Annotated in this window: 15 protein-coding genes; 6 read left to right on the forward strand and 9 right to left on the reverse strand. The window is 61.9% G+C overall.

Features of this window, described 5'->3' with window-relative positions; all coding sequences use genetic code 11:
- The first annotated feature begins 104 nt into the window (after positions 1–104).
- Positions 105–1,397, forward strand: coding sequence for an L-cysteine desulfidase family protein (locus tag JFN91_RS06950; protein ID WP_199388490.1), 1,293 nt, complete (start codon positions 105–107; stop codon positions 1,395–1,397).
- Positions 1,398–1,556: 159 nt separating this feature from the next.
- Here JFN91_RS06950 and JFN91_RS06955 read toward each other — a convergent pair whose 3' ends face one another.
- Positions 1,557–3,200, reverse strand: coding sequence for a methyl-accepting chemotaxis protein (locus tag JFN91_RS06955; protein WP_199388491.1), 1,644 nt, complete (start codon positions 3,198–3,200; stop codon positions 1,557–1,559).
- Positions 3,201–3,409: 209 nt separating this feature from the next.
- Here JFN91_RS06955 and JFN91_RS06960 point away from each other — a divergent pair, with 209 nt between their 5' ends.
- Positions 3,410–4,519 carry a putative NPN-dependent ornithine cyclodeaminase gene (locus tag JFN91_RS06960; RefSeq protein WP_199388492.1) on the forward strand — a complete coding sequence of 370 codons (1,110 nt, stop codon included), beginning with the start codon at positions 3,410–3,412 and terminating at the stop codon, positions 4,517–4,519.
- An 18-nt stretch (positions 4,520–4,537) separates the two neighbouring features.
- Positions 4,538–5,428 (forward strand): arginase, encoded by an 891-nt coding sequence (gene rocF / locus JFN91_RS06965; protein ID WP_199388493.1) that lies wholly within the window; start codon positions 4,538–4,540, stop codon positions 5,426–5,428.
- 192 nt (positions 5,429–5,620) lie between these two features.
- On the opposite strand, the gene JFN91_RS06970 is transcribed toward rocF, so the two are convergent.
- The 7 genes from JFN91_RS06970 to rsmD all read right to left on the reverse strand — a co-directional run bounded on the left by JFN91_RS06970 (position 5,621) and on the right by rsmD (position 11,665).
- Positions 5,621–6,010 (reverse strand): hypothetical protein, encoded by a 390-nt coding sequence (locus tag JFN91_RS06970; protein WP_215907321.1) that lies wholly within the window; start codon positions 6,008–6,010, stop codon positions 5,621–5,623.
- A 217-nt stretch (positions 6,011–6,227) separates the two neighbouring features.
- A complete protein-coding gene (locus JFN91_RS06975) occupies positions 6,228–6,770 on the reverse strand; it encodes a beta-class carbonic anhydrase (protein ID WP_199388495.1) in 543 nt (180 codons plus the stop codon).
- 111 nt (positions 6,771–6,881) lie between these two features.
- On the reverse strand, positions 6,882–9,131 hold the full coding sequence (locus JFN91_RS06980) for an NADP-dependent malic enzyme (RefSeq protein ID WP_199388496.1): 2,250 nt from the start codon (positions 9,129–9,131) through the stop codon (positions 6,882–6,884).
- Positions 9,132–9,195: 64 nt separating this feature from the next.
- Complete coding sequence (locus tag JFN91_RS06985) at positions 9,196–9,759, reverse strand: helix-turn-helix domain-containing protein (protein ID WP_199388497.1); 564 nt, start codon at positions 9,757–9,759, stop codon at positions 9,196–9,198.
- A gap of 550 nt (positions 9,760–10,309) precedes the next feature.
- Positions 10,310–10,501 (reverse strand): DUF1858 domain-containing protein, encoded by a 192-nt coding sequence (locus JFN91_RS06990; protein WP_199388498.1) that lies wholly within the window; start codon positions 10,499–10,501, stop codon positions 10,310–10,312.
- Between the two features lie 100 nt (positions 10,502–10,601).
- On the reverse strand, positions 10,602–11,093 hold the full coding sequence (coaD, locus tag JFN91_RS06995; protein ID WP_199388499.1) for a pantetheine-phosphate adenylyltransferase: 492 nt from the start codon (positions 11,091–11,093) through the stop codon (positions 10,602–10,604).
- A complete protein-coding gene (rsmD, locus tag JFN91_RS07000) occupies positions 11,084–11,665 on the reverse strand; it encodes a 16S rRNA (guanine(966)-N(2))-methyltransferase RsmD (protein WP_199388500.1) in 582 nt (193 codons plus the stop codon). Before rsmD ends, coaD begins: the two co-directional genes overlap by 10 nt.
- 223 nt (positions 11,666–11,888) lie before the next feature.
- Here rsmD and JFN91_RS07005 point away from each other — a divergent pair, with 223 nt between their 5' ends.
- Together JFN91_RS07005 and JFN91_RS07010 are read left to right on the forward strand one after the other, a co-directional pair.
- Positions 11,889–13,037 carry a deoxyguanosinetriphosphate triphosphohydrolase gene (locus tag JFN91_RS07005; RefSeq protein ID WP_199388501.1) on the forward strand — a complete coding sequence of 383 codons (1,149 nt, stop codon included), beginning with the start codon at positions 11,889–11,891 and terminating at the stop codon, positions 13,035–13,037.
- A 119-nt stretch (positions 13,038–13,156) separates the two neighbouring features.
- Positions 13,157–13,564, forward strand: coding sequence for a bacteriohemerythrin (locus tag JFN91_RS07010; protein ID WP_199388502.1), 408 nt, complete (start codon positions 13,157–13,159; stop codon positions 13,562–13,564).
- A gap of 76 nt (positions 13,565–13,640) precedes the next feature.
- Here the strand turns inward: JFN91_RS07010 and yhbY are convergent, their stop codons facing one another.
- On the reverse strand, positions 13,641–13,937 hold the full coding sequence (gene yhbY / locus JFN91_RS07015) for a ribosome assembly RNA-binding protein YhbY (protein WP_199388503.1): 297 nt from the start codon (positions 13,935–13,937) through the stop codon (positions 13,641–13,643).
- Positions 13,938–14,428: 491 nt separating this feature from the next.
- Between yhbY and pyrR the strand changes: the two genes are divergently transcribed.
- Positions 14,429–14,962 carry a bifunctional pyr operon transcriptional regulator/uracil phosphoribosyltransferase PyrR gene (gene pyrR, locus JFN91_RS07020; RefSeq protein WP_199388504.1) on the forward strand — a complete coding sequence of 178 codons (534 nt, stop codon included), beginning with the start codon at positions 14,429–14,431 and terminating at the stop codon, positions 14,960–14,962.
- The last annotated feature ends 73 nt before the right edge of the window (positions 14,963–15,035 follow it).

Raw genomic sequence — 15,035 nt, forward strand, 5'->3', positions numbered from 1 at the left:
CGTTGCTTTTGCCCTCACCTTGCAGGTATAAAGGGAGCCGCAAAGAGCCAGGTCAGTGCTCGCTGAAGCGGTCGGTTTGAACCCGCAGTGCGTTAGGAGAGGATATGGGGATGTATCGAGAAGTGATCAAGCATGAAGTTTTCCCGGCGCTGGGGTGCACCGAGCCGATCGCCGTTGCCTATGCCGCGAGCCTCGCCGCGGCGCAACTGGACGGGGAACTGGAGCGGGTGACGGTGAGCGCCGATGCCGGCGTTTTCAAGAACGGCTTCGCCGTTACCGTCCCGGAGACCGGCGGGGTGAAGGGCAACGTGATCGCGGCCGCGCTGGGGGCGCTGATCGCCCGCCCGGAGCTGAAGATGGAGATCCTGTCCGGGACGCGGCCGGAGTTGTTGCAACAGGCGAAGCTGCTGGTGTCGGGCGGGCAGGCGTCGGTGTCCCTGGCCGAGGCGCAGCGCGGCTTCTACATCGACGTCACCGTGGCAAAGGGGGGGCGGGTGGCACGGGCGGTCTTGGCCGGTGGCCACACCAACCTGGTGCGGCTGGAGCGCGACGGCGCCGTTCTCTTGAGCAGCGAGCAGGAGCAGGGTGGAGAGGATAGTCACCAGTACCGCGCAGCTCTGAAGGCGATGACGCTGGCCCAGTTGGTGGACCTGCTGGCGGACGTGGACCAGGAGGACCTGGCCTACCTGAAGCGGGGCGTGGAGATGAACCTGCGGGTCGCCGAGGCGGGGAAGGCACTCACCAAGGTGGGCTACTACGTCGAGGACCTGGTGCGCAAGGGCTTCCTCCTCTCCGACGTGGTCTCTTCCAGCAAGATCCTCACCGCCTCCGCCTCGGATGCACGCATGGCGGGACTCTCCTACCCGGTCATATCCAGCGGCGGCAGCGGTAACCAGGGCATCGTGGCCATCCTGGTTCCCTATAACGTTGGGCTCTTCTTCCGCATCCCGGAGGAGACCATCTTGAAGAGCATCGCGCTTTCGCACCTGGTGAACGCCTACATCAAGTGCCACACCGGCGACCTCGCGCCCATCTGCGGCTGCGCCATCGCGGCCGGTGTCGGGGCCGCGGTCGCCATCGTGTACCAGCAGGCGGGCAAGGACCTCGCCAAGATGAACCTGGCGGTGAACACCATCATCTCCGACATCGGGGGGATGCTCTGCGACGGCGCCAAGGGGGGCTGCGCCCTGAAGGTCGTCAGCTCGACCGATGCCTCCATCCGCGCGGCCTACATGGCGCTGTCCGGCCACGGCATCACCGAGGAAGAGGGGTTCGTGGGGAGGAGCGCAGAGGAGACCATCCGCAACCTGAGCCGGATCACCGACCATGGCATGGCCTTGGCCGACCAGACCATGCTGCACATCATGCTGGAAAAGCAGGGGGGCGCGCCCACGTAGCACATCCCTGTCACCCTGGTACTCCATCGGCAAAGTTGGAGTGCATAACCAAGGCGCCGGCAACGGTAGTGCCTTCCCAACCCTTGCAACGAAAACAGCGGCCGGATGAGGATCGACTCCCCATCCGGCCGCTGTCTTTCGTGTCAGCCCGTAATTAAATCAGGCCAGCCTGAATTGACCGACCAGGCGCTGCAGGTCCTGCGAGAGCGAAGCGAGGTTGCTGGCGGCGTTGGCGCAGGTGTGGGCGCCGCGCGAGGTCTCCTGCACTACGTCCGTGATCTGCATGATGTTGTTGGTGATCTCGCCGGTGGTCGCGGTCTGTTCCTCGGCCGCGGTGGCGATCTGGTTCACCTGCTCGGTCACTTCGCTGATCTGGCGCAGGATCTCCTGCAGCGACTCGCCCGACTTGGCCGCCTCGCGGGTACCGTTTTCGACCTCGCGCACACCTTCCTCCATGGCACCCACGGCTTCCCGGGTCTCGCTCTGGATCGACTTGATCATCTCGCCGATCTCGCGGGTGGCGCGGGTGGTGCGCTCGGCGAGCGCCCGGACCTCGTCGGCAACCACGGCAAAGCCGCGCCCCTGCTCGCCGGCGCGCGCCGCCTCGATGGCCGCGTTCAGGGCCAGCAGGTTGGTCTGGTCCGCGATGTCCTCGATGGTGCCGATGATGGCGCCGATCTGGTCGCTGCGCTCGCCAAGACCCGCAACCGTGGCCGCCGAGGTCTGCACCTGGGCCGCGATCCGGTTCATCACCTGCACGGTCTGCTCCACGACGGCCCGGCCGGCCTGGGCGCGCCCGGTCGCCTCTTCACCCCCGGAGGCTGCCCGGTGGCAGCTCTGGGCGATGTCGGCGGAGGTGGCAGCCATCTCCTCGCTGGCGGTCGCCACGGTACTGGTCTGGGACGCGACCTCCTCGGCGCCGGTGGCGATCTGCTCCGAGGTGTTGTGCAGGTCGTTGGCCGCCGAGGCGACCTGGAGGCTGTTGGCCACCACCTGGTTCATGGTGTCGTTGAGTTTCTGCGCCATCTCGTTCACTTCCGCCGCCAGCATCCCCATTTCATCGCGGGTCGTGATGCTGGAGCGGGCGGTGAGGTCGCCGCCCGCGACTTGGGCCAGGGTGTCGAAGACCATCTTGAGCGGCTTGCTGATGGAGTTGGCGATGAGCAGCCCGATCACCGCCAGCAGCAGCGCGGCGAGGGCGGTGAGGCCGACCATGAAGATCTGGGAGGAGTGGTATGCGGCGAGGTCCTGCTGGTAGAGGTCCTTGGCGCTCTTTTCGTTGTCGGCCACCAGTTCGCTGATCGCATCAGCCGGCTTCTTGTACAGCGGAGCCACCGAGCTGGTCGCGAAGTTCACCGTGTCCTTGCGCGCCTCCGGGTTGCCTGCCGATTGCTGGGTCAGTTGCTGCAGCTTGGCTCCCTGCATCAGGTACTCGTCGTAGCCCTGCTTGAAGGTCGCGATGAGACTCTTCTCCTTGGCATCAAGCTCGTACTTCAGGAACTTGGCCTGGGTCTCCTCAATGCGCTGCTTCCTTTTTTCCAGGTCGTCCACCCGCTCCTTGATCTTCGCGGGGTCTTCGAGCAGCATCATGTAGACCAGGTCCAGCCTGATGGCCAGCAGGTCGTTCTTCAGGTCGTTGAGCATGCCTACGTGGATGACGGAGATGTTCATGGCCTCCTGGTCATCCGACATGACGCGCATCTTGTGCAGACTGGCCCCGGCAATGACAACCAGCGTGGCCACGGCTATGGCCACAAGACACAACGACTTCGTTTTTACCTTCAGGTTCATCCAAAAACTCATAACAGTCCCCCTGATGCTGTGCTTCTGGTGTAGGAATGTGGCAGATATTGAGCCCTATCGGCCATATTCATACAAACTTTAGGATGTAATCGGTATACTTGATAAAGGCGCGACGAGGTGTGAGCGGGACGTTGTAACCGGTTGGTTGCGTGCTAAAGTTTCCCTTCGTCCTGTCAGTACTCCCACACCCGTTGCCAAGGAGCATGCTCATGTCTCATCATAGCGACGTCATCCCTTCCTATACGCCTCCCGAGTTCCGCCGCCCCAAGCTGGCCGCTGCGCCCGCGGCGACGTTCGTGCCGGCTCCTGCGGACGGCGTCTTGCCCGAGAACTTCCACGCCACCTCCAACCACCCCGAGTACGTGCACCTCGGGGGAGGTGAGTGGCTCCTTGCACCGCAAAGCAGGATGGACTGCGTCATGGTGCTGCGTGGCAGAGAGCTCGACGTGGTGGAGCCGCGCCGGGTGCGCAAGGGGGATATGGTGGCCGTCGGGCGCACCGAGAACGGCGAGGAGGGGATCTACCTCCACATCGGCGGGTTCCTGAACCTGGCCGAGCCCTTCGCCGACAAGTTCTCCTTCCGAAGCCGCGGCACCAGGGAGACCCCCTTTAGCCGCTCCTACGATGAACTGTACCAGGTGCTGCGCCACGACCGCGATCACGGCTACATCGTCTGGGTGCTCGGCCCCGCGGTTGCCTTCGACATGGATTGCAGAAACGCCATGCAGGGGCTCATCGAGTCGGGCTACTGCCACGCGCTTTTGGCCGGCAACGCCCTGGCCACCCACGACCTGGAGGCGGCCCGCTTCCGCACCGGCCTCGGGCAGAACATCTACACCCAGGCCATCATGCCCATGGGGCACTACAACCACCTGGACATCATCAACGAGGCGCGCCAGGCGGGAGGGATCCCGCAGACCATCGAGAAGCTGGGGCTCGACGACGGCATCATGTACGCCTGCAGCAGGAAGAAGATCCCGGTGGTGCTGGCCGGCTCCATCCGCGACGACGGGCCGCTCCCTGAGGTGATCCACGATGCGTACCAGGCCCAGGACGCGATGCGGGTTCATGCCCGGCAGGCGACCGCGGTGCTGGCCATTGCCACCCAGCTGCACTCCATCGCCTTCGGCAACATGGTGCCCAGCTACCGCGTCGAGCCGGACGGACGGGTGCGCCCGGTCTACTTTTACGTGGTGGACATGGCCGAGTTCTCGGTGGACAAGCTGGCCAACCGCGGCTCGGCCCAGGCGGTGGGGCTTTTGACCAACGCGCAGGACTTCGTCGTCAATCTCTGGAACCACCTTAAGAAGCTGGACTGATCGAGGAAGAGGGAAGTCATGGAAAACGGCATCAGGATGATAGGTGTACCGGTCGACCTGGGGCAGGAACAGCGCGGCGTTGACCTGGGGCCGGGCGCGCTGCGCTACGCGGGGCTTTCGGCGCGGCTTTCGGGGCTGGGCTATATCGTGGAGGACATCGGCAACCTGCCGGTGCCGGTGCGCGACGTGCTGGGCGCCGAGCGGGAACTGCGCTACCTCCCCTCGATCCGGCAGGTCTGCGAAACCGTGTACCAGGCCGGGCGCAGCGCCGTCAGCCAGGGCTTCATGCCCATCTTCATGGGGGGGGACCACTCCATGGCGGTAGGGTCCATCGGCGGGGTGACTGACGAGCAGCCCGCGGCGGTGATCTGGGTGGACGCCCACGGCGACTTCAATACGCCCCAGAGCAGCCCCACCGGCAACATCCACGGCATGGCGCTGGCGGCGCTTTTAGGGGAAGGGTTTCCTGAACTGGTCAGCGTGGGGCGCCCCGGACCCAAGCTGCATGCCTCGGACATCATCCTGATCGGCCTGCGCGAGCTCGACCCCGAGGAAAAGCTGCGCCTGCGCGCCTCGGGCATCAAGGGGTACACCATGCGCGACATCGACGAGCGGGGCATGGCCGCCATCGCGCGCGAGGCGCTGGGGCGGCTCGCCCACCGCACCCGCCTGCACGTGAGCCTGGACCTGGACGGGCTGGACCCGCTCGAGGTGCCGGGGGTGGGGACCACCGCGCCCGGGGGGATCACCTACCGGGAGGCGCAACTATTGATGGAGATCATCGCCGACACCGGGCTGTTGCGGTCCATGGATATCGTGGAGATCAACCCGATCCTCGACAACAGTAACCGCACCGCCAAGATCGCCGTGGAGCTGACCGCCTCCGCCTTCGGGGCCTCCATCCTGTAGAGAGGCTGCCGCACCAAATTGAAAACCCGATCAGGCAGGATCTTACGCCCGTTCCCTCTCCCAGAGGGAGAGGGGATTTCGTGCAGCACTGCGAGGCGAACATAAGTCTGGTTCCCGGAATTCCCTGATGAACCAAAAAAAAGCCTGTCCGAGTGCCGGACAGGCTTTTTGCGATTGAGGGGGGGTGCCGTTTTACGAAGCGGGCAGCTCAGCTTTGATGTCGTGGTGCTTCACCACCTTGAGCTTCTCGGCGATGAACATGTACCCGGTGGGGTACTTGGTGAACTTGCCGGTCGCCTCGATCTCGTCGCCGACCTTGGGAGCCTGGGCAGGGTACTTCACCGGGATGAAGAGCTTCTGGCATCCGTTTTTACACTGTGCTTCCTTGGTGTCCATGATGCCGATGACAGCCTTGTCATACGGGGACACGCCGGCCATGACGCCGGTGATGGTGATTTTGTCAGTGTAAAGCTGCGGGTTGGTCCCCACCTCGGCGACGGTGAGCGTCTTTACCTGCCCGACCTTGCCTGCCGTGACGGCAAGCGCCACGCCGAAGACGAGGGCTACCGCGATGATGATCATTTTTTGCACGCTGATTCTCCTAATGAACTAGTGTGGCCCTGCCAGTGTCACGATGCTCACTTTATGAAGTTTCCTTCTTTATTGTCAAGCTGAAAAAACGCCCGATTCAGTCGCGAAAATCCCTGATTGATACAGGGGGGGGAGGTGACAAAAAGCCCGCGTCCCCTAGAGGAGATCGCGGGCCTCTGAAACAGTTGCGGGAGGTGGCGGGGAAGATCTAGTACCCTGCCACCACGACTTCGAGGTGTCCGTCGTTGGGGCAGAAGATGAGTCCGTGCACCGGCACGTCCTTGGGGATCAGCGGGCTGTTGCGGATGATGCCGGTGACCCGCTCCACGTTCTCTTCGGGGCAGCTGAAGGCGCCCACCCACTGGCCCAGGTCCGGGTCCAGGGCCTCGATGGCCGCGGGATCGACGCCGCGCTCCATCATTTTCACCTTGAGTTGTTCAACATCCACGGACCCCATGCCGCAATCCTTGTGGCCGATGACGAAGATCTCCTCGACGCCGAGCAGGAACACGGCCGCCACGAGGCTGCGAATCACGCCGCCGTTGGGATCGACCAGGGTGTTGCCGGCGTTCTTGATCACCTTGGCGTCGCCGCGCTTGACCCCCATGGCCGGTTCGAGGAAATCGACCAGCCTGGTGTCCATGCAGGTGAAGATGGCGAGCTGCTTCTTGGGGTCTTTGGGAAGGGGAGGGAAGGCTCCCGGGCGGACGAATTTTTTATTGTGAGTCAGGACTTTGTCGAGAAGAGTCATGGTTCTCCGTTTCCTTGTGGTTAGATGTGCAAAACGGTTTTTTAAGCCGAAACTCCGCTCAAGTCAAGGAAAAGAGGCCTCCGCCCGGTATACGTGCGGAGGCCTCTCTGTCTAGGCGTTCTGCACGTCCACGACGGCAATGGCGGCCATGTTGACCACGTCGTTCACGTCGTCGCCGCGCTGCAGCACATGCACCGGCTTGTTCATCCCCATCAGGATGGGGCCGATGGCCTCGGCGCCACCCAGGCGGCGCAAAAGCTTGTAGCAGATGTTGCCGGAGTTGAGGTCCGGGAAGATGAGCACGTTGGCCGGGGTCTTCAGCTTGGAGAAGGTGAAGCCGTCCAAAAGCTCCGGCACCACGGCGGTGTCCGCCTGCATCTCGCCCTCGACGATCAGGCTGGGCGCGCGCTCCTTGACCAACTCCACGGCGCGCTTCACCTTCCGGGTCTGCGGGTGGTCCACCGAACCGAAGTTGGAGAAGGAGAGCATGGCGATGCGCGGCTCGATGCCGAGCATGGCGACCTTCTCGGCGGCCAGGATGGCGGTCTCGGCCAGCTCCTCGGCGGTCGGGTCGATGGTCACCGTGGTGTCGGCCAGGAAGTAGACCTCCTTCTTGAACACCATCATGTAGAGACCGTGCACGCTGGAGAGGCCGGCCTGCTTGCCCAGCACCTGCAGCGCCGGACGGATGGTCTCGGGATAGTGGGTGTCGATGCCGCCCAAGAGGGTGTCGGCGTGTCCCTGCGCCACCATCATGGTGGAGAACTGCACCCGCGATTTGCGGCGCATGATGCGCTGGCACTCGGTGAGGGTGAGCCCTTTTCTCTGGCGCCTGCGGTAGAGCTCATGGGCGTACTCCTCGGTGTGCTCGCTCTCGGTCGGGTCGACGATGGGGACGTCGAGATCGAGGTTCAGGTCGTCCATTTTCTGCTGGATCTTCTTCTTGTCACCCACGAGGACCGGCTGGGCGATTCCTTCTTCCACCAGGATCTGGGCGGCGCGCAGGATCTTCTCGTTGTCACCCTCGGGGAAGACGACCTTTTTCGGGTCGCTCTTCGCCTTGTTGATGATCATGCGCATGACCTCTTTGGAACGTCCCTGGGAGGATTCGAGCTGCTCGATGTACTTCGCCATGTCCTCGATGGGCTGGCGCGCCACGCCGGTGTCCATGGCGGCCTGGGCGATGGCCGGCGCCACGTGCAGGAGGACGCGCGGATCGAACGGCTTGGGAATGATGTAGTTCACGCCGAAGGAGAACTTCTCGTTGCCGTAGGCCTTGGAGACCGAGTCGGGCACCTCCTCCTGGGCGAGTTTCGCCAGCGCGTGCACCGCCGCAAGCTTCATCTCCTCGTTGATGGCGGTGGCGCGCACGTCGAGCGCCCCGCGGAAGATGAAGGGGAAGCCGAGCACGTTGTTGACCTGGTTGGGGTAGTCGGAGCGGCCGGTCGCCATGATCACGTCGCCGCGTACCGCGTGCGCCTCCTCCGGGGTGATCTCCGGGTCGGGGTTGGCCATGGCGAAGATGATCGGGTTGGGTGCCATGCTGCGGATCATCTCCGGGGTGAAGGCCCCTTTCGCGGAAAGGCCGAAGAGGACGTCGGCGCCTTTGGCAGCCTCCTCCAGGGTGCGGAACGGGGTGTCGGCGGCGAAGAGCTCCTTGTACTTGTTCATCCCCTCCACGCGTCCCTTGTAGATGACCCCCTTGGTGTCGCACATGATCATGTTGTTGGGTTTGACACCCAGTGCGATGGCGAGCTTGGCGCAGGAGTTGGCCGAGGCGCCGGCGCCGTTCACCACGATGCGGATGTCCTCGATCTTCTTGCCGGTGAGCTGCAGCGCGTTCAGCAGCGCGGCGGAGGAGATGATGGCGGTGCCGTGCTGGTCGTCGTGGAAGACCGGGATGTTCATGGTCTTTTTCAGTTCTTCCTCGATGTAAAAGCACTCGGGCGCCTTGATGTCTTCCAGGTTGATGCCGCCGAAGGTCGGCTCCAGGAGCTGGCACGCCTTGATGATCTCATCCGGGTTCTCGGTGTTCAGCTCGATGTCGAACACGTCGATGTCGGCGAAGCGCTTGAAGAGGACACCTTTCCCCTCCATGACCGGTTTGCCGGCCAGCGCCCCCAGGTTGCCCAGGCCCAGGACCGCGGTGCCGTTGGAAACGACGGCGACCAGGTTCCCCTTGGCGGTGTACTTGTAGGCGTCGTCCGGGTTCTCCTGGATGGCGAGGCAGGGTTCGGCGACACCCGGCGAGTAGGCGAGCGACAGGTCTGCCGCGGTCTGGCACGGTTTGGTGGCAATAACTTCTATCTTCCCTTTTCTACCAGTGGAGTGGTAGTCGAGTGCTCCCAGTTTCTTGCTCATGTACGTCCTCCTTTGACTCATAGGATGAGCGGCTGCCCGCCATTGAATCCATACTGCTGGTTATTTATTTCGTCACGACCACCAGAACCTTTACCTCTTTGCCGTCGTGGCTCAGAAGCCGGTGCCCGATGCTCGATTCGAAATAGAGTGAGTCCCCTTCGTGCAGGGTGATCTTCTTGTCGTCCAGGAGAAAATCGGCGTTGCCCTTCATGACGTAGACGAATTCCTCGCCGTCATGGCTGTAGGTGTTGGCCTCCGGCGCTTTCTCGGTCAGGGTGACCATGAATGCGTCCATCTTCTTGTTCTGCTTGTAGAAGGAGAGGGATTCGTAGAAGTACCCCTGCTTGGTCCCCTCCTTGGAGATGACCCGGGGCACGATGCGCCGTTCGTGTGCGCGCACCACCTCCCACTTGCGGTCATCCTCGTCCTCGCTGAACAATTGGGCCAGCTTGATGTCGAAGAACTTGGCGATCTTGGAGAGGGTGGCTATCGGGGGGGAAACGTTGTCGTTCTCGATCTGCGAGATCAGGGCCGGGGAGAAACCGGTCTCGTTGGCCACCGCCTGCAGGGTCAGCTTTCGGGCCTGTCGCAGTTTCTTCAGTCTCGACCCGATGTTGTACTCTGACATGACGCTGCTCCTGTGGTGAATAATCCACCGTTTTACTTCGGCTAAAATTATTCAGTTTTGGTAAAAAGTCAATTTAAATAGTGAATACAAGAAAAAATTAATGTTACCGGTAAGATCGCGAGGTGACTGAGGGTAGCACGTTCGGAGGCCTCCAGGCAAGGGTGCTTTGGGGGGATGATAAATCACTTCACCCTGTTTTAAAATCACGTTTACTGATATCGAACCGGCGCCTCTGTAGAGGTTCTTTAGAGAGTTCCCGGAGCACGAAGAATGCACCTTGCGCAGCGCCGCACGTGCACCAGTGTCCCCCCCTTTGCGAAGGGGGGGCAGGGGGGATTTGTTTTACTGAGATTGATCTCGTTCCCAAGGTCCACCTTGGGAACGCAAAGCCTCTCCGAAGCTCCAACGTCCCTCGGATGCAAAGCTGGAGCTTTGCACCATATGGGGTTCCCAAGCTGGAGCTTGGGAACCAGGAGCTTGGGAACCAGGAAATACCAGCAGCATTCTAATAGAGCCTTGAGAAAGGGGGGGCGGGGGGGATTGGACGCCTTCAGGAGATGCTCTTGTTCAGCTCCTCGAGCAGGGCCTTGAGATCGGCCTTGTGCACGGTAGCGCCATGCTCCAACTGCTCGAAGTCGGCGATCTGGCAGTCGAAGCAGTCCAGGCCGTAGCGCTCGAAAATGGGGAGGGTTTGCGGGTAACGCCTGAGGATTTCGCTGATGGTCATGTCCTTGCTGATCATACGGCCTCCTGTGACAGTCCTGCGGGGATGAAAAAAGGCGCTGCTATCCGCATGCGCCTTTCCTTGTTATCGAACGTGATCTCCCTGGCAGCCGGCCATGTCAGCGGCCCAGCCTGAACTTGGCGTCCAGGGCGCTCTTCACCAGCGGCGGCACCAACTTGTCCACCGGGCCGTTCAGGTGGCTCACTTCCTTGACGATGGAGGAGGAGAGGTAGCTGTAGGGGACCGAGGTCATCATGAACAGCGTCTCGACTTCGCGGGTGATGTTGCGGTTCATCTGCGCCAACTGGAACTCGAATTCGAAGTCGGAGACGGCGCGCAGGCCGCGGATGACGACGGTGGCACCGGCGCGGCGCACGTAGTCGACGAGGAGCCCCTCGAAGGTCTCCACCCTGGCCTGGGGACGGTCCTTCAGGATCTCGGTGAGCATGTCGATCCGCTCCTGGACGGTGAACAGGGCGTTCTTCTCGGAGTTTCTGGCCACGGCCACGATCACGCCGTCGAAGATCTTGAGGGCACGGTCGATGATGTCCAGATGGCCGTAGGTTACGGGATCGAAGGAGCCGGGATAGACAGCCACTCTCAAGGGCACGGTTCACCTCTGTCAGAAAGGGTCAGGAAGGAAAGGGCGGTGTCGCCGTAGACGCGGCGCTCGCTTTCAGCCAGCCTGCCGAAACGCGTTGGTACATCCTCTTTGGCGGAGAACTCGGCGACCACGGTGGTGCCGGCATCGATGAGCGGCGAGGTCGAGAGTAACTCCAGTAACCTTTGCGTGTGCCCCTCGGCGTAGGGAGGGTCGAGGAACACCAGGTGGAATGCGGCCTCGCCGCGGGAGAGCCAGCGCAGCGCCGCGGCGGCTTCCTGCACCACGACCCTGGCCCGGTCGGCGAGCCTGGTCACTTCCAGGTTCTTGCGGATCAGTTCCGCGGACTCCCGGTGCGAGTCGATAAAGACCGCGCTATCCGCGCCCCGGCTGAGTGCCTCGATGCCGAGGTTGCCGGTGCCGGCGAAGACGTCCAGCACCCGCATCCCGGAAAAGTCGCCCAGGCGGCTCACGAGGATGCTGAAGAGCGCCTCCTTGACGCGGTCCGCGGTCGGGCGCACCCGCTGGTTTTTCGGGGCCAGCAGCTGCCGGCCGCGGGCGCTTCCCGCGATCACCCGCATGAAGAGCATCTCCGGTGTAGGTACGTCATAAAAAGAACAACTCCCTCTTCTGCACAGGACTTGAGCCTGTGGCAGCGTGTCGGGCGGCAGGTGTGTATGACATTGCGCCGCAGGCTGCTCTATTAGCACGATGCATGGATAAGGTCAATCAAGTTTGCTGTTGACAGGGTTGGCGGCCAGTATATAAATTACCTACTTTTAACTGACTTGAGCAGGGGGGCGGATGAAAGAGGGCAATGCCTTGGAGCGCAGTGATCTCGCCGGCTACGCGGCCACCAGCGCCACATCCCGGGGACGCAAGTACCACGAGGAATTCAGGGACCATCGTCCCGCTTTCGAGAGGGATCGCGACCGCATCATTCACTGCGCCGCGTTCCGGCGCCTGGAGTACAAGACCCAGGTCTTCGTCAATCACGAGGGGGATTATTACCGCACCCGCCTCACCCATTCCCTGGAAGTGGCACAAATAGGGAAGGGGATCGCGAGGAGGCTCGGGCTGAACGAAGAGCTGACCGAGGCCCTGGCCCTGGCCCACGACCTCGGGCACACCCCCTTCGGCCATACCGGCGAGGAGGTGCTGAACCGCCTGATGGAAGGGTGCGGCGGCTTCGAGCACAACCTGCAGTCGCTGCGCGTGGTGGACGAGTTGGAGGAGCGCCATCCCGGCTACAACGGCCTCAACCTTTCCTGGGAGGTGCGCGAAGGGATCGCCAAACATTCCTCCCCCTACGATTCCCCCGCACCCATCTTCGCCGAGTTCCTCCCCGGGACGGTTCCCACCGTCGAGGCGCAGCTGATCAACTTCGCCGACGAGATCGCCTATAACAACCACGACATTGACGACGGCCTCAAGTCGGGCTACATCAACCTGAGCCAGCTCAAGAAGGTGGACCTCTGGAACGAGGTGCACGAGGGAATCGTGGCCCACTACCCCGATATCGACGTGGAGCGCGGCGTATGCCAGACCGTGAGCGCCCTGATCGGCGTGCTGATCAACGACCTGGTGCAGACCACGGCCGAGAATCTCGCCAAGCTGAAGATCGAGACCCAGGATGACCTGAGAAGGGTGAACGTCCCGGTGGTCTCTTTCAGCCCGGCCATGACCGAGCGCAACGCCCAGCTCAAGCGCTTCCTGTTCCAGAACCTGTACCGCCACTACAAGGTGGAGAGGATGCGGGTCAAGGCGGAGCGCTACCTGGCCGAGCTGTTCGAGGTCTACCTGAAACACCCGACGCTGCTCCCCATGAAGCACCAGATGAAGATGGAGCGCGAAGGGCGGGAGCGGGTCATCTGCGATTACATAGCCGGCATGACCGACCGTTTCGCCCTGGACGAGTTCAAGAGACTGTTTGAGCCGTACGAGAGGGTCTGACACAGAAACGGGCGGCACTGTTTCTGTAAACAAAAAAGTGTAATTCTGTGACTTGATCCTTAACTAAAAGCTGTGATAATTACGCGCTCAGGGAAAACAATACTGTAGAGGTGATCGGGATGGCTTATCTTGAATGGAATGATGCACTGAGCGTGAAGGTGAAGGAGATCGACGACCAGCACAAGAACCTGGTGGACATGCTGAATGCGTTGCACGACGCGCACATGGCGCGGGCAGGGAAGGAGGCGCAGAAGGAAATCGTCGCCTCCATGGTGAAATACGTGGCCAGCCACTTTCAGGCCGAAGAGGCATACATGCAGAAGTACCAGTACCCGGAATTCGTGGCGCACAAAAGAGAGCACGACGAGTTCGCCGCCAAGGCCCTGGACCTGCAGAACCGGGTCGACAACCAGGGGCTCATCTTCACCGCCGAGATCCTGGAGTTTCTCAAGCGCTGGCTGCAGGACCACATCATGGGAACCGACATGAAGTACTCGGCCCTGTTCAACGCGTCCGGGCTGCGTTAGCAGGTCCCTCTTTGAAATTTAAAAAGCCTCCCCGGCAGGTCCGGGGAGGCTTTTCTCGTTGTGGCAGCGGTTAGGCTTACTTCCCCTTGGGAAGTTCCAGCTTGGGCTCCTTGGCCGCCTTGTAGAGCAGCAGGGTGCGTCCCAGCACCTGCGCCAGTTCCGCCTCGCAGGCGGTGCAGAGTTCTTCGGCAACGCTGTGGCGGTCCATGAGGCAGCTCTCCAGCACCTTCACCTTGATCAGTTCGTGGCTGGCCAGCGCCTCCACGGTCTCCTTGATCAGCGCCTCGCTGACGTCGCTCTTGCCCACCTGAATTACCGGCTTCAGGCCGTGGCCGAGCGCGCGGAGAAATCTCTTCTGTTTTCCTGTCAACATCACTTCTTCCTTTGTGCTCCATGCAGGGTGGCGGGAGAAGCCTGCCACGCTCTACAAAAAGTCTTCATTATTCCGAGAACGGTGCGAGCTTTATAGCATTTTGGTCCCGCTATGGCAAGGACGGCGAAGGTGATGCGGCCGAGAGCGTGACAGAGCCGGAAGCGCGCCTGCTTTGGTATCTCATCAGGGGGCTTTGGGGTGGCTGATTCTACTGGTCGGTTGTGAGTGAAACTTAATCGTATTCTGCCTGTTCCAGTCTTGCTTTTCCTTGACTCTGCCAAGGCTCAATGCTATTTTGTCTCAAATTTATTCGTTGCCTTTTAAATTAGCCCCGTGAGGTTAGCAAAGGTGAAGCATAAAGCACTCTTTTACTATCTAAAGAAAGAGCCTTTTCGCCCACTTGCGCGGAAAGGCTCTTTTTAATTACGCGCCCGGGCGCGAGACCAAAACCGATTCACCACAGGCGCTTACGCCGATGACAGGGGGTTATTATGGCTGAAAACACTGTGATACTGGATGGCACCGGCGTAAAAAGGGCCTTGACCAGGATAGCCCACGAGGTGCTCGAGAAAAACAAGGGAGTCGAGGGGCTGGTGCTGGTCGGCATCAGGACCGGCGGGGTGCACCTGGCCCAGGAACTGGGCGCCCGCCTGAGCGAGATCGAAGGGGTCGACGTCCCCGTTGGTGCCGTTGACATCACCATGTACCGCGACGACATCAAGGGGCACCACGAGCACCTGCCGGTCGGCAAGACCGAGCTTCCCTTCTCCGTGGAAGGCAAGAAGGTGGTGCTGGTGGACGACGTCCTCTTTACCGGCCGCACCATCCGCGCCGCCATGGACGCCATCTTCGACCAGGGACGTCCTTCCTGCATCCAGCTGGCCGTGCTGGTAGACCGCGGGCACCGCGACCTTCCCATCCGTGCCGACTTCGTGGGGCGCAACGTGCCGACCAGCCGCAGCGAGAACATCATGGTCGCCTTCGACGCCGACAACAAGCCGACCGAAGTGATCCTGCAGAAGTAGGGGCGAGTAACCACAACTCCTTCCCCCGGAGGGGGGAGGTTGGGAGGGGGGCGCAGCGCGGCCTAGTCAGCTT

Origin of the sequence: Geomonas anaerohicana (assembly GCF_016458305.1) — a bacterium.
Lineage (GTDB): Bacteria > Desulfobacterota > Desulfuromonadia > Geobacterales > Geobacteraceae > Geomonas > Geomonas anaerohicana.

Coding starts and splice junctions, on each gene's coding strand:
- JFN91_RS06950 (WP_199388490.1), top strand. CDS start 105: ATGGGGATGTATCGAGAAGTGATCAAGCATGAAGTTTTCCCGGCGCTG.
- JFN91_RS06955 (WP_199388491.1), bottom strand. CDS start 3,200: ATGAGTTTTTGGATGAACCTGAAGGTAAAAACGAAGTCGTTGTGTCTT.
- JFN91_RS06960 (WP_199388492.1), top strand. CDS start 3,410: ATGTCTCATCATAGCGACGTCATCCCTTCCTATACGCCTCCCGAGTTC.
- rocF (WP_199388493.1), top strand. CDS start 4,538: ATGGAAAACGGCATCAGGATGATAGGTGTACCGGTCGACCTGGGGCAG.
- JFN91_RS06970 (WP_215907321.1), bottom strand. CDS start 6,010: ATGATCATCATCGCGGTAGCCCTCGTCTTCGGCGTGGCGCTTGCCGTC.
- JFN91_RS06975 (WP_199388495.1), bottom strand. CDS start 6,770: ATGACTCTTCTCGACAAAGTCCTGACTCACAATAAAAAATTCGTCCGC.
- JFN91_RS06980 (WP_199388496.1), bottom strand. CDS start 9,131: ATGAGCAAGAAACTGGGAGCACTCGACTACCACTCCACTGGTAGAAAA.
- JFN91_RS06985 (WP_199388497.1), bottom strand. CDS start 9,759: ATGTCAGAGTACAACATCGGGTCGAGACTGAAGAAACTGCGACAGGCC.
- JFN91_RS06990 (WP_199388498.1), bottom strand. CDS start 10,501: ATGATCAGCAAGGACATGACCATCAGCGAAATCCTCAGGCGTTACCCG.
- rsmD (WP_199388500.1), bottom strand. CDS start 11,665: ATGCGGGTGATCGCGGGAAGCGCCCGCGGCCGGCAGCTGCTGGCCCCG.
- JFN91_RS07005 (WP_199388501.1), top strand. CDS start 11,889: ATGAAAGAGGGCAATGCCTTGGAGCGCAGTGATCTCGCCGGCTACGCG.
- JFN91_RS07010 (WP_199388502.1), top strand. CDS start 13,157: ATGGCTTATCTTGAATGGAATGATGCACTGAGCGTGAAGGTGAAGGAG.
- yhbY (WP_199388503.1), bottom strand. CDS start 13,937: ATGTTGACAGGAAAACAGAAGAGATTTCTCCGCGCGCTCGGCCACGGC.
- pyrR (WP_199388504.1), top strand. CDS start 14,429: ATGGCTGAAAACACTGTGATACTGGATGGCACCGGCGTAAAAAGGGCC.